Source organism: Actinacidiphila oryziradicis, assembly GCF_005047355.1.
Lineage (GTDB): Bacteria > Actinomycetota > Actinomycetes > Streptomycetales > Streptomycetaceae > Actinacidiphila > Actinacidiphila oryziradicis.
In genome coordinates this window covers 1-12,936 of sequence record NZ_SUMC01000018.1, presented here as the reverse complement: position 1 = coordinate 12,936, position 12,936 = coordinate 1, and the positions used below count along the sequence as shown (strand labels likewise).

Sequence of the window (12,936 nt, the reverse complement as noted above, 5' to 3'; positions counted from 1 at the left end):
CCGGTAGGTATGTCGTTCTCGTCTCCCCCGGGAGCGGGGGACAGCGGCGGGTCTCTTATGGCCTTCTCAGCTGGGGGCTGGACACTGGTGTTGGGTGAACGGGGCGTCATACGACGACCTCGCGTGATGTGCGTGAACTGTGAAGGAGGTCTGCGTGGCGGGCGAGTCCCCCGGCAGGGCGGAGCAGCAGGAATCGTCGGGGGTGGCCACCGAGGAAAAGGTGGCAGATCCCAGGCTCGCGGGCACGAGGGGCGCGCAGCATACGAACGGTGCGGAAGAGCCTTCCGGCACGGACGCGGACGGGGACGCGGGCGGGGACGGGGACGGGGACGGGGGCGAGGACGCGGGCGCGGGTGAAACGGAGGCTCGCCGGGACACCGACCCGGACCCGGCAGCCGATTCGGCTCCGGACCCCGAGTCGAGCCCCGCCCCGGACGCCAAGCCCGCCCCGGACGCCAAGCCTGCCCCGGACCCGGAGATGGAGTTGGAGCCGGACCCGGGAGCCGACGCGGGCGCCCACGTGGAGGCCACTTCGGACGCCCCGGATGCCGCGGAGGACGAGGCGGGTCGGGAACGTGCCCCGGCTGCGCCGGATGCCGTGTCGGACCCGGAGCCGGAACCCGTATCGGCCGGTGATAAGCCCACCGATGAGCCGGGGGAGTCCCCCTCCGTCGTCCCCGACGCCTCGGAAGCCGCCTCAGCGCCCGCAGGCGCCTCCGACGAGGCTCCGGCGCTCTCGGATGCGCCGGAGCCGCCAACTGCCGCTGAGGGCGCCTCTGAAGCCTCTGGCGACGCCGATACTGCCGAGGCCGAGGCCGACGACGAGATCGCGGATGAGGTGGCCGCACCTTCGGGCCTCCCTGAGCCGGCGGCGGACAGCGAGGATGCCGAACCCAAGGACGCGCCCGGCAAGGACGCGCCCGGCAAGGACGCGCCCGGGAACGCGGCAGCCGCCGCCTCCCGCGATACCGGCGGCACCACCACCGAGGAATCCGGCCGGAGGGCGGACGGCGAGCCGGGCAAGGGCGCCAAGGCCGGTACGGCAAGCGCCCCTTACGGCACCGCCGAGGGCGAGAAGAAGCCCGCGGTCTCCGGGCTGGGGACATTCGTGCCGTTGGTGACGGCGGAGCGGGCGAGCGGCGGTGGGATGTCGGCGACGACGAGCCAGCCCGTGCCCGAGCCGCGGGAGCAGACGAAGCAGATGCCGGTGCCGCCGGTGCCGGAGGAGTCGCTGAAGCTCCTGGCGGAGCTGACGAATACGCCGCCGCCCCGGCAGACAGTGCTGCGCAGCGTGGTGCGGCGATTCAAGATCTGGACGCCGCTGGTGGTGCTGCTCCTGATCGTGGTGGCGGTGGCACAGGCGCTGCGCCCGCTGCCGGATCCGGTGCTGACACTGACGAGCGCGCCGTCGTACCGTTTCCAGGGGAGCGTGCTGACGCTGCCTTGGCCCGGCAAGGGCCAGTCTGTCGTCGAGGTCGAGGGGTTGGGCAGTCTGGGGAGCGAGGGTGCGCAGAAGCCGGTGCCGATCGCAAGCGTGACCAAGGTCATGACGGCCTACGTCATACTGAAGGATCACCCGCTGAATGGCAGCGCCAACGGCCCGACGATCAAGGTGGACGCGACGGCCGCGAAGGAGTCCAAGTCCCCGGACGAGTCCATCGCGACGGTAAGCGAGGGCCAGTCGTTCACCGAGCGTCAGCTGCTCTCGATGCTGCTGATTCCCTCGGGCAACAACATCGCCCGGCTGCTGGCTCGCTGGGACTCCGGCACCGAGGCCGCGTTCGTGAAGAAGATGACCACGGCCGCCGCCGGTCTGGGAATGAAGAACACGACCTACACCGGAGCCAGCGGCATCCAGGACACCACGAAAAGCACCGCGACGGACCAGCTGAAGCTGGCGCAACAGGTCATGAAGAATGATGTCTTCCGTCAGATCGTGGCCACCCCCAACATGAAGATCCCGGGTGTCGGGCTCATCTACAACAACAACAATCTGCTGGTGAAGCCCAACGTCATAGGCATCAAGACCGGCTCCAGTACCCCGGCCGGCGGCGCCCTGATGTGGGGGGCGACGAAGACCGTCGACGGCAAGACGCAATTGATCCTCGGCGTCGTGCTGGAGCAGCAGAGCGGCGCGCGGGTCTACGACAGCCTGCAGCTCGCGCTCACCAACAGCTACAACCTGATCACCGCGGCGCAGCAGGGGCTCACCTCCGCCACCGTCGTCAAGCAGGGCGAGGTCGTCGGTTACGTCGACGACGGGCTCGGCGGGAAGACCCCCGTCGTCACCACGAAGGACCTGACGGCGATCGGCTGGGCGGGTCTGAAGGCCAAGCTCACCCTCGCCGCTGTGAGTGGCGGCCTCCCGCACTCCGCGAAGGCGGGCACCGAGGTCGGCACGCTGAGCTTTGGCAGCGGCCAGGGGCAGACCAGCGTGCCGGTGGCGTTGAAGTCTGGGCTGTCCGCGCCGTCGTTCGGATCGAAGCTGACACGCGTCGGCTGACGTTCGCGCGGTAACGCGGAGGCGCTCGCCGGGTCCGCCCGGCGGGCGTCCGTCGCGACGGCGTCCAATATGCGGCTGGCGCCACGGGGGGCTCCGCCCCGGACTCCGGTTCTCAAACGCCGGACGGGCTGAAATTACCGCCGTTGTGGGGGCGCACCTCCCGCACATCACAGCCCCCGGGGGCTGTGACCAGAGCCCCCGTTATCCACCGGGCGTGCACTACGCGCTGAGTTCCCGCGTATGCCGCCCAGCCCCAACCAGCCGCCCAGCACCTCGACGTTGACCGGCCGCCAGACTGTGTCGAGGCTCACACGAGCCGCTGACGGCGGCTCAGCCCTTGCGCGGCGCCGGGATGAAGCAGGGCGGCCGGGGAGTGGGCGGCGTCGGTGGCGGCGTCGGTGACGGTGACGGTGGTTGCGTCGGCGGGGGAGTGGGCGTCGGAGTCGGAGTCGGAGTCGGCGGGACGCTGGGCTCGGGAGTCGGTTCCGGCTCGGCCGTAGCCGTAGCCGTGGGCCTCGGCTCGGGCGTCTGAGTGGGCGTCTGAGTGGGCGTCGATGCCCGGGCCGGAGTCCTGGCCGGAGCCACCGTGGGGTCCGGGCTCGGCACGAGGGCCGTCGTGGAGACCGACGGCAGGGCGGCTGTGGCGGCGATGACAGGCGGGACGGAAACGGCCGTCAAGGTGGGCAGGGCCGTGACGGCGGCTGCCAGGCTCGCGGACTCGGACCGCGTTGCTGTCGGCGTTCGTGTCGCGGGAGGGGGCGTGGCAGGGCTCGTGGCAGCGACCGTGGCAGGGGACGCGGCCCCATCGGTCGCCGTCGCGGACGGCATCGCTTTCGCCGCGAGGGAGGGCCGGCCGGCGCCGGCGGGCCGCACATGTGTCTTCGCGTCCGTCTTCGCCGGGCTCCCGCCCGCCATCATCGCGGCGACCGCGATGGCCGCGCCGATCACGGCGATCCCCGCCGTCCCGGCCACCCCGGCGGTACCGCCCCCGGCGGCCGCCCCCGCCCCGACACCCGTGGCCTTCGCAGACGCAACGGTCCCCGCGCTCGCACCCGCCCCTGCTCCCGCTGCCGTCGGCACCAAGAAGCGCAGTGCGCCACCCGTGGAGGCGATCAGCAGCGCCGGGCCGACCAGCGCCGGCAGCCGGTTGTTGGCCTGCATCAGCACCAGCATCCGGGTGTGGCAGTCTGCGCACTCCTCCGTGTGCGCCCGCACCACCGTCGCATAGCGCGGCGAGTCGGCGTCCCGTACATGTGCGGGCAGCCGGTTCCAGAAGTCGGCGCAGGCCGGATCGGCCGGAGCGCCGGGATGGGCCCGCAGGAAGGCCTGCCGCAGGCCCTCCCGGGCCCGGTTGAGGAGTACGGCCGTGGCGTTGGGATTCGTACCGAGCCGCCGCCCGACCGCCTCCAGGGGCTGGTCCTCCGCCTCCGAAAGCCACAGGGCCCGCACCCACCGCTCAGGGAGCTGCTTGAGTACGGCGCCCAGCAGGTCCACATTGGCGACGCGTTGCGCCGGGTCGTCGGCGCCTCTCTGCTGCTGGCCGACGGCGGCTACGGCCGCGAGATCGCCGTCGGGTATCTCACGGGCCGCCGCCGGGCCCACCGTCGCGGCGAGGTTCCGTACCGTCGCCGCCAGGTACGCGGGTGCGTTGTCGACCCGGTGGCCGGCGGAGAGCCGCCGCCAGACCCGGAAGTGGGCCTCGGCGACGAGGTCCTCGGCCTGCCAGGAGTTCCCGGTCAGGGTTCGCGCGTAGGCCACCAGACGCGGATGCTGCTCCGCGTAGACAAGGGCGTATGCGTCGGTGTCTCCGGCCTCGACTGCGGTCATGGCACATCCCCTTCCGAACGGTGGGATTCAACGCGGCAAAAGCCAAGCAGGCTATGGCGCACATCACACAAAATGGTTGTCACAGTCGCGTAATGAGTTGGAGTGATTCCAAGTCTTAGTGGTCAGTAGCAAGTCCATGAGGCCACATAAAGGGGTGCCAGACATGCTCACTGACATCGATCAGTCCGTCCAGGCCCGGATCTGCGCACCTGGCGCGCGCGACCACGACGTCACGGCAACGCTGCGCTACCACCATGACGACCCGCTCGCGGCCTACGTCACCTTCCCTGCCGCCGTCTCGGCGGACGGCGCGGAGGTCACCTGGACCTTCGCCCGCAACCTGCTCGCAGCCGGGCTGCGCGGGCCGGCCGGGGACGGGGACGTGCATGTCTGGCCCTGCGGCCCCGACAGCACCATGATCGAGCTGCGGGCGCCGGAGGGCACCGCGCTGGTCCAGATAGCCAGCGCGGCCGTCAGCGCGTTCCTCTCGCGGGCGTACGAGGCCGTGCCCGCCGGGCGCGAAGTACACGACTTTGACGTCGACGTGGCGCTGACGGCCCTTCTCGACGGGGAGATTTGAGGGCTCCTCGTGCCGTTGGCCGCCTTCCCGGCCGGCCCTCGCGCGCTCATATGCGGTGCCCACGGCAGCCGCCCGGGCGTGTCGCGCACCGCCGCCGGCCTGCGGCGTGCCTTTCATGCCGCCGCCCGGCAGGAGCCGACCGCCCTCGACGCTACGTCCGGTTGGCGGCCAGTGTCTGGAAACGCCTTAGGCGCAGGGAGTTGCCGACGACGAAAACGGACGAGAACGCCATTGCGGCGCCCGCGATCATCGGGTTCAGCAGCCCCGCCGCAGCGAGCGGCAGCGCGGCGACGTTGTAGCCGAAGGCCCAGAGCAGATTGATCTTGATCGTGCCCAGCGTCCTCCGTGAGAGGCGGATAGCGTCGGCCGCGGCCCGCAAATCGCCCCGTACGAGGGTGAGGTCGGCGGCCTCGATGGCCGCGTCCGTACCTGTGCCCATCGCCAGGCCCAGGTCGGCCTGCGCGAGGGCGGCGGCGTCGTTGACGCCGTCGCCGACCATGGCGACGGTGCGGCCGTCGGCCTGGAGACGCCGGATGACGGAAACCTTGTCCTCCGGAAGGACCTCGGCGATGACGTGATCGGCGTCGCTGATGCCGATCTCGGTGGCGACGGCCCGGGCGACGGCCTCGTTGTCGCCGGTGAGCAGTACCGGAGTGAGCCCCAGGGCCCGCAGCTGGCGGACGGCCTCGGCGCTGGTGGGCTTGACGGCGTCCGCGACGACAAGAACGGCGCGGGCCTGCCCGTCCCAGCCGACGGCGATGGCGGTACGGCCCCCGGCCACCGCCGCCAGGCGCTCTGCCAGTTGTTCCGGCATCGGCTGCGTACGGCCCACGACGACGGTGTGGCCGTCAACGACACCCTCGACGCCCAGTCCGGGCAGGGCTTTGAACTTCTCCGGCACCGGCAGCGGGACGCCGGAACGTTCCTGCGCCGCGGCCGCGATGGCGCGGGCGATGGGGTGCTCGGAGGCGTGCTCCAGGGCTCCGGCGAGCCGCAACACCTGCGTCTCGTCCTCACCGTCCGCCACCAGCACCTCGACGAGGGTCATGACGCCGCTCGTCACGGTCCCGGTCTTGTCGAGGACGATCGTGTCGACCCGGCGCGTGGACTCCAGCACCTCCGGCCCCCGGATGAGGATGCCCAGCTGGGCGCCGCGCCCGGTGCCGACCAGCAGCGCGGTCGGGGTGGCGAGCCCGAGGGCGCAGGGGCAGGCGATGATCAGCACCGCGACCGCCGCCGTGAACGCGGCAGTGGCCCCGGCGCCCGTCGCGAGCCAGTAACCGAGCGTGCCGAGGGCCAGCGCTATCACCACCGGTACGAAGACCGCCGAGATGCGGTCCGCGAGCCGCTGGGCCGCCGCCTTGCCGTTCTGGGCCTCCTCCACCAGCCTGGCTATCCGGGCCAGCTGGGTGTCTGCGCCGACCCGGGTCGCCTCGACGACGATCCGGCCCCCGGCGTTCACCGTGGCCCCGGTGACGGCGTCCCCGGGGCCGACCTCGGCGGGCACGGATTCGCCGGTGACCATGGAGGCGTCGACGGCGGAGCTTCCTTCCCGTACGACACCGTCCGTGGCGATCTTCTCGCCGGGCCGCACCACGAACAGGTCCCCGGTCCGCAGTTCGGCCACCGGCACCCGAGTCTCCCGGCCGTCGCGCCCGTCACGCAGCACAGCGGCGTCCTTGGAGCCCAGCTGCATCAGCGCCCGCAGCGCGGCCCCCGCCCTCCGCTTGGAGCGGGCCTCGAAGTACCGCCCGGCGAGGATGAAGGCGGTGACCCCCGCGGCCACCTCGAAGTACAGATTCCCGCTGCCGCCGTCCCGGGACACCGTCAGCTCGAAGGGGTGCTTCATACCGGGCATTCCGGCGTCGCCGAAGAACAGCGCCCACACCGACCAGCCGAACGCGGCGAGCGTGCCCACCGAGATGAGCGTGTCCATCGTGGCCGCCCCGTGCCGCAGATTCGCCCAGGTGGCGCGGTGGAAGGGCCAGGCCGCGTAGAGCACCACGGGTGCGGCGAGCGTCAGCGATAGCCACTGCCAGTTACGGAACTGAAGCGCGGGCACCATCGCCATCGCGATCACGGGTATAGCGAGGACGACGGCGGTGACCAGCCGTTGCCGCAGTGGTGCCGGATCACCGGGCTCATTCCCCGGCGTCTGCGACTCCTCCGGTCCCTCCGGAGGCGCCGGCAGCGCTGCGGTGTAGCCGGTCGCCTCGACCGTGGCGATGAGATCGCCGACCGCGACACCGCCGCCGTAGTCGACCCTGGCCTTCTCGGTGGCGTAATTGACGGTCGCCGTGACCCCGTCCATCCGGTTGAGCTTCTTCTCGACGCGCGCCGCGCACGACGCGCAGGTCATACCGCCGATCGCCAGTTCAACGGCATCCATCACGCCCTCCCGACCAGTTCGTACCCGGCCTCGTCGACGGCGGCGCGCACCGCCTCGTCGTCGAGCGGCTGCTCGGAGTCGACGGTCACGGTGCCCGCCTTGGCATCCGCCTTGATCTCCGTAACGCCGGGCAGGGACGCGACCTCCTTGGTGACGGCGGACTCGCAGTGACCGCAGCTCATGCCGGAGACGGAGTAGGTGACGGTCATGGTGTTGCTCTCCTTCGGGCAGGTGTGCCATGTGAGTGTTCCCACGGATCTACCACGATATACCCCCTAGGGGTATTACGCTCAGTGGCGCGGCATATTCAGCCCAGCGGCCTCCCCAACCCCGGTCCGCCCCCCACTCGATCCGCCACGTCGCGGCGCAGCCTCGGCAGCAGCGCGTAGAGCTGATCGCCCGGGCACTGGGTGGTGTTGAAGTCCCGATGGCCGTAGATCTCCTGGGCAGCCACCTCGTACTGCCGGCAGATGTGCACGCACAGCCCCACCAGCGCCGCGTACTGCTCCACGGGCGGCTCCTCCTCGACGTAGGTCCCCTCGTTCTCGATCCCGATCGCGACCGAGTTCTGCCCCGAGCAGTGCGCGCCCTCCACCATCCGCGAACCGCGCCGCAGTGCCGTCAGGCTCTCGTGGCGACCCTCCATCACATACGCTCCACGGCTGATCGTGAAGTGCTGGCCGGTGTCGAGCCACCCCCGTACATCCATCTGATTCTTCTGCATCGCCCGGGCGAGCGTGTAGGCGCGGTCCAGCGAGTAGTCGTCGGTGTTCGCCGTCGCCGTGTGGTGCACGATGATCTTCTCCGGACGCCACTCCAGCATCTGCACCTCCCCTTTCGGCTCCCGCGCCCCCCAATCCGCGCACGCCGCGATTTCCGGCCCCGTCTCCCCTGGGGCGGCATACGCGGGCCGCACCAGCCCGGCGCCCGACGCGCCCAAAGCGAGTGCGCTTCCCAGCACAATGCGGCGGCTTACGTTCCTCATCGGCGTGTCGTCCATGCTGCAGCTCCGTTTCCGTCCGTATGACCGGCTTCTGATTCCTGGTCATACGTACGTAACCGCAGCGGAAAGCGTCTGGGTACGCGCCATTGGGCTGACAAGATGACTTCCCACCTTTTGCCCCATCGCAGGCACCCCGTTGCGGGCACGAGGCTGCTCCCCCGCGGCGGCGCGGAAATCCGGTTGCCGTGTCTGCCCGTCCGCTGCTGGAGTGGGCGGATGGACATGGACGCGGTGCTGGGGATGTTCGACCGCCAGATGCGGCGGGGCGCGCGGCCCGATGGCCCAGGGGTCCGGGTCGAGCGGGTCGGTGATGTGGTGCGGCAGGTTGGCACGGACCGCGACTGGAACGGCGTCGTCTGGTCGGACCTGGACCACGACACCGCCGACAAGGCGATCGCGGCACAGGTGCGGCATTTCACCTCACTGGGACATGAGTTCGAGTGGAAGCTCTACGCCCACGACCGACCCGCCGACCTCGCGGGACGGCTACGGGCGGCCGGGTTCACGCCCGAGCCCGAGGAAACGCTGATGGTCGCCCGGATCCAAGACCTGCCCACCGACGCCGAACCACCCGAGGGCGTCCACCTCCGCCCCGTGACCGACCCGGCCGGCGTGGATCTCATGGCCGACGTCCACGAGCAGGCGTTCGGTACGGACAGCTCCCGGCTCAGGCATCAACTCCTCGCCCAGCTCGCCGAGGGTCCGGACACGATCGCCGCGGTCGTCGCCATCGCCGGTGACCTGCCGGTATGCGCCGCACGGATGGAATTGCACCCCGGCACCCCATTCGCCAGCCTCTGGGGCGGCGGCACCGTGGCGCCCTGGCGCGGCCGGGGCATCTACCGGGCCCTGATCGCCTTCCGCGCCCGCATCGCCGCCGAACGCGGCTACCGCTATCTACAGGTAGACGCCTCCGACCAGAGCCGCCCGATCCTGCACCGGCTCGGCTTCGTACCCCTGAGCACCACCACTGCCTACGTCTACCAACCTTAGGTTCGGCGCCGGCCGGTGCGACGGCCTTCGTCAGGGACGGCTGATAGGACCGGGGCGCGTGGACAAACCCATAAGACCGATGCCGCAGAGTGCCACACACACGGCCGCGACCGGTCCAAGCATGAACGTGCGCGAAGCGGTCATCCCGATCGTGGCTCCAAGCCCCAGCATGATGGCGCCGACACCCCATATGCGCGGAGACACGACGTGGTCTCTGTTCCAAGGAAGCAGCTTGCCGCAGGAGATGGCCACTGTGCCCGGCACAATGGCGTCACTCGCGCAAGTTCACTATCATCATGGGAGCGAACTCGCTATCCATCGCGGATGAGAGGTGGACCGATGGCGTCATGGAGCACGGACGGGCCGCTGCGGCGGGTTGACTCTCATGGAGAGAGTGGACTTGCATAAACTGGCGAGAGTCCTCTGCATTCCTGAGAGTTCGCTCTTGCGAAAGGGATTCCGCATCGTGACCGCCCCCACCGCCCCCAGCACCTCCCGGAGCAGATGGGGCGCGCCCTCGGCGCCTTCGTCAACACCGTCGTGAAGCCCGCGCAGCCGCCCGTGACCGCCTGATCCACCAAGTCCCCCCCCGCCGCGCCGGAGCCGTGAGGCCCCGGCGCGCGGCGGGTCCGGCGGCCTGCTGGTCGCCTCCGCCGGCTGGCGGTCGGTGTTCTGGATCAACATCCCGATCGGCGTGGCCGCCATCGTGCTGACCGCCGTGCACGTGCCCGAATCCCGGGCCGCGGCCGCGCGCCGCCCCTCCTCAGGTCCCGGGTGGCAGTTCCTGTTCGGCCCAGACGGTTTTGCCGTCCGTTGTGTGGCGGGTGCCCCGTCGGTGGGAGAGCTGGGCGATGAGGAAGAGTCCGCGGCCGCTCTCATCGGTGGTGCGGGCGTGGCGCAGGCGGGGGAGGCTGTTGCTGGTGTCGGAGACTTCGCAGGTCAGGAGCTGGTGGCGGATCAGGCGCAGGCGGATGGGGCCGGTGCCGTGGCGGATGGCGTTGGTGACCAGTTCGCTGACGATCAGCTCCGTGGTCGTGACCAGCTCCTGCAGTGCCCACTGGGTGAGTTGGCGGAGGGCCAGGGACCGGGCGGTGCTGACGACGGCCGGGTCGGTGGGCAGGTCCCAGGAGACCACCTGGTCCGGGCTGAGGGTGCGGGTCCGGGCGAGGAGCAGGGTGACGTCGTCGTAGGGCGCTGCGGCCGGCAGCGTGTCCAGCAGGGCCGAGCAGAGGTCTTCCAGCGGGAGGCGGGGGTGGGCCAGGGCGGTGGCCAGGCGGTGCATCCCGGTGTCGATGTCCTGGTCGCGGGATTCGACCAGGCCGTCGGTGTAGAAGGCGAGCACGCTTCCCTCGGGCAGTTCCAGCTCGACGGATTCGAAGGGGACCATGCCGAGGCCGAGGGGGGTTCCGGCGGGGAGGTCGGGGAAGGTGACGTGGCCGTGCGGGTCGACGATGGCGGGCGGGGGGTGGCCGGCGCGTGCCATCGTGCAGCGCCGGGTGACGGGGTCGTAGACGGCGTACAGGCAGGTGACACCCAGGACCGCGGCGGCGATGCCCTCCTTGTCCTTCGCGTCGGCGTCCTCCTCGATGAGGCGGATGGCCAGGTCGTCGAGGTGGGCCAGGAGTTCGTCGGGGGGCAGGTCCATGTCGGCGAGGGTGTGCACGGCGGTGCGGAGCCTGCCCATGGTGGCCGCGGCGTTGATGCCGTGCCCGACCACGTCGCCGACGACCAGCGCCACCCGGGCCCCGGACAGCGGGATCACGTCGAACCAGTCACCCCCGGCGCCGTAGTGGAGGTCGGCCGGCAGGTAGCGCGAGGCCACCTCGACGGCGGATCCGCCCGTCAGATGCTGGGGCAGCAGGTTGCGCTGGAGGGCGAGGGCCGCGGCGCGCTCGCGGGTGTACCGGTTGGCGTTGTCCAGGGACAGTGCGGCCCGGGTGACGAGTTCCTCGGCCAGGAGCAGGTCGTCCTGCTCGAACGGCACCGGGTCCTCCGTGCGGACGAAGACCGCTATGCCCAGCACGGTGCCGCGCGCGTGGATCGGAACGATCATCCAGGAGTGAATCCCGCACTCGCGGATCTTCTCCGCCCGTGCCGGGTGGTGGTCGAACCATGTGCCGGGGGAGGTGTCTATGACCGGTTCCAGGTGGGACTTCCCGGAGGACAGGACGCGGAGGAAGGGCGAGGTCGGCGGGACGAAGACCGTCTCGCCCCGTGTCCACCAGGCATCCGGGGCCCCGGGGCGGATCGATGCCAGGCCCGCGCGGCGGAAGGCGGGGATGCGCCCGGCGTCCGGGCCCAGCCGGGCCAGGGGCTCCTCGCCGAGCGGGACCGATTCCGCCAGGTCGACGGTGACGATGTCGGCGAGGAGGGGCACCGCGAGGTCGGCCAGTTCCTGCCCGGTCCGCATGACGTCCAGGGTGCTGCCGATACGGGTGCTGGCCTCACTGAGGACCGCCAGGCGCTCACGCGCCCGCTGCCTGCTGGTGACGTCCACGCTCATGATGCACACGCCCAGCGCGTGGCCGTCCGCGTCCTCGATGCGGAAGAAGGAGACCGAGAACGCGTGTTCCCGGTGCCGATCCGCCGGCGGCCATGCCCGGTACGGGTGGTCGACCGCCGGGGTGCCGCTGTTCAGCACCCGCCGCATCACCCCCTCGCACGCTTCGGCCTCTCCTTGGGACTCTCCGCCGGGCAGTACCTCCGCCAGCCGGCGTCCCAGCCGCTCTTCGCGGGGGATGCCGTCCTGGACTTCCATGGTGTCGTTCACCCAGGTGCAGCGCAGTTGCAGGTCGCGGACGCCGATGCCGATCGGTGCGCGGGTGAGCAGCGACTCCAGCACCGATCCGTTCGCCGCCCAGGAGGAGACCGTGGCCATGCCGGTCGCCGAGACCAGCCACTGCGCCCGGCCGTCCTGCCCGGACAGCGGGGAGACCCGCAGGCTCACATCGAGCCTGCGGCCGTCGCGGTGGCGCAGTGCCGCAAGGCCGGACCAGCGGCCGCGGGCACGGCACCGCCGCGCGAAGGCGGATGCCTTCGCCCGGTCTTCGGCAGAGGGCAGCATGACCGCGGCCGGCCGGCCCACCACCTCCGCGGCCGAGTAGCCGACCAGCCGCTCAGCGGCCTGCGTCCACCCAACCACCATGCCATCCGCGTCGACCACCGCTATCGCCGCACCGGTCATCTCCATGGACCCCCGCGCTGCGTTGGGCACCACGTCCTCAGGGCTGTCCACCATGGCCGTCCCGCCTGCGAGGTGTGTTCCGGACAGCCGAAATGGCGTCGTTCGCGTCGGCCAGGCGGTCCAGCCAATCGGCCGGCAACGCGCGCTCAGAGATCATCGTTCAAAAATACACCATTTAGAGATATAGGCGGTCTTGTGTTGATACATGCTGATCCAGACGATTCGGCCCCTCTTGCCATCGCCGCGAATCTGGGCTCCGGCTGTCGGCCCAGCCCGCCCGGGCTGCGGAGCGTGCTAACGACGTGGTGCTCGATTGAGGTCGGGCTGTGCTGGCCTGGCGGGTTGGCTGGTGGTTGATTACCGCATGGCCGCGCGGTCGGAGACCAGGCCGGCGATGGCTTGGTAGGTCTGGTCGAAGTACTCGCGGCGTCCGATCCAGCGTTGGAGGGGCCGCCAC

Annotated in this window: 8 protein-coding genes; 3 read left to right on the top strand and 5 right to left on the bottom strand. The window is 70.9% G+C overall.

The genetic code is table 11. The features are described 5' to 3' along the window. The first annotated feature begins 154 nt into the window (after nt 1-154). On the top strand, nt 155-2,503 hold the full coding sequence (locus FCI23_RS19580; protein ID WP_136725215.1) for a D-alanyl-D-alanine carboxypeptidase: 2,349 nt from the start codon (nt 155-157) through the stop codon (nt 2,501-2,503). A gap of 330 nt (nt 2,504-2,833) precedes the next feature. Here the strand turns inward: FCI23_RS19580 and FCI23_RS19575 are convergent, their stop codons facing one another. Next, complete coding sequence (locus FCI23_RS19575) at nt 2,834-4,330, bottom strand: sigma-70 family RNA polymerase sigma factor (RefSeq protein ID WP_136725214.1); 1,497 nt, start codon at nt 4,328-4,330, stop codon at nt 2,834-2,836. 163 nt (nt 4,331-4,493) lie between these two features. On the opposite strand from FCI23_RS19575, the gene FCI23_RS19570 reads away from it, so the two are divergent. Beyond that, nucleotides 4,494-4,910, top strand: coding sequence for an SsgA family sporulation/cell division regulator (locus FCI23_RS19570; RefSeq protein WP_136725213.1), 417 nt, complete (start codon nt 4,494-4,496; stop codon nt 4,908-4,910). A 151-nt stretch (nt 4,911-5,061) separates the two neighbouring features. Here FCI23_RS19570 and FCI23_RS19565 read toward each other — a convergent pair whose 3' ends face one another. The 3 genes from FCI23_RS19565 to FCI23_RS19555 form a co-directional block, all read right to left on the bottom strand. Then, on the bottom strand, nt 5,062-7,299 hold the full coding sequence (locus FCI23_RS19565) for a heavy metal translocating P-type ATPase (RefSeq protein ID WP_136725212.1): 2,238 nt from the start codon (nt 7,297-7,299) through the stop codon (nt 5,062-5,064). Further along, nucleotides 7,299-7,508 carry a heavy-metal-associated domain-containing protein gene (locus FCI23_RS19560; RefSeq protein ID WP_136725211.1) on the bottom strand — a complete coding sequence of 70 codons (210 nt, stop codon included), beginning with the start codon at nt 7,506-7,508 and terminating at the stop codon, nt 7,299-7,301. The genes FCI23_RS19565 and FCI23_RS19560 overlap by 1 nt, the downstream gene beginning before the upstream one ends. A 98-nt stretch (nt 7,509-7,606) precedes the next feature. Then, a complete protein-coding gene (locus FCI23_RS19555; protein WP_136725210.1) occupies nt 7,607-8,299 on the bottom strand; it encodes a peptidoglycan recognition protein family protein in 693 nt (230 codons plus the stop codon). Nucleotides 8,300-8,518: 219 nt separating this feature from the next. On the opposite strand from FCI23_RS19555, the gene FCI23_RS19550 reads away from it, so the two are divergent. Further along, nucleotides 8,519-9,295, top strand: a complete 777-nt coding sequence (locus FCI23_RS19550; RefSeq protein WP_136725209.1) for a GNAT family N-acetyltransferase — start codon at nt 8,519-8,521, stop codon at nt 9,293-9,295. Nucleotides 9,296-10,058: 763 nt separating this feature from the next. On the opposite strand, the gene FCI23_RS19540 is transcribed toward FCI23_RS19550, so the two are convergent. Further along, nucleotides 10,059-12,533, bottom strand: a complete 2,475-nt coding sequence (locus tag FCI23_RS19540) for a SpoIIE family protein phosphatase (RefSeq protein ID WP_246143839.1) — start codon at nt 12,531-12,533, stop codon at nt 10,059-10,061. Nucleotides 12,534-12,936: the final 403 nt, after the last annotated feature.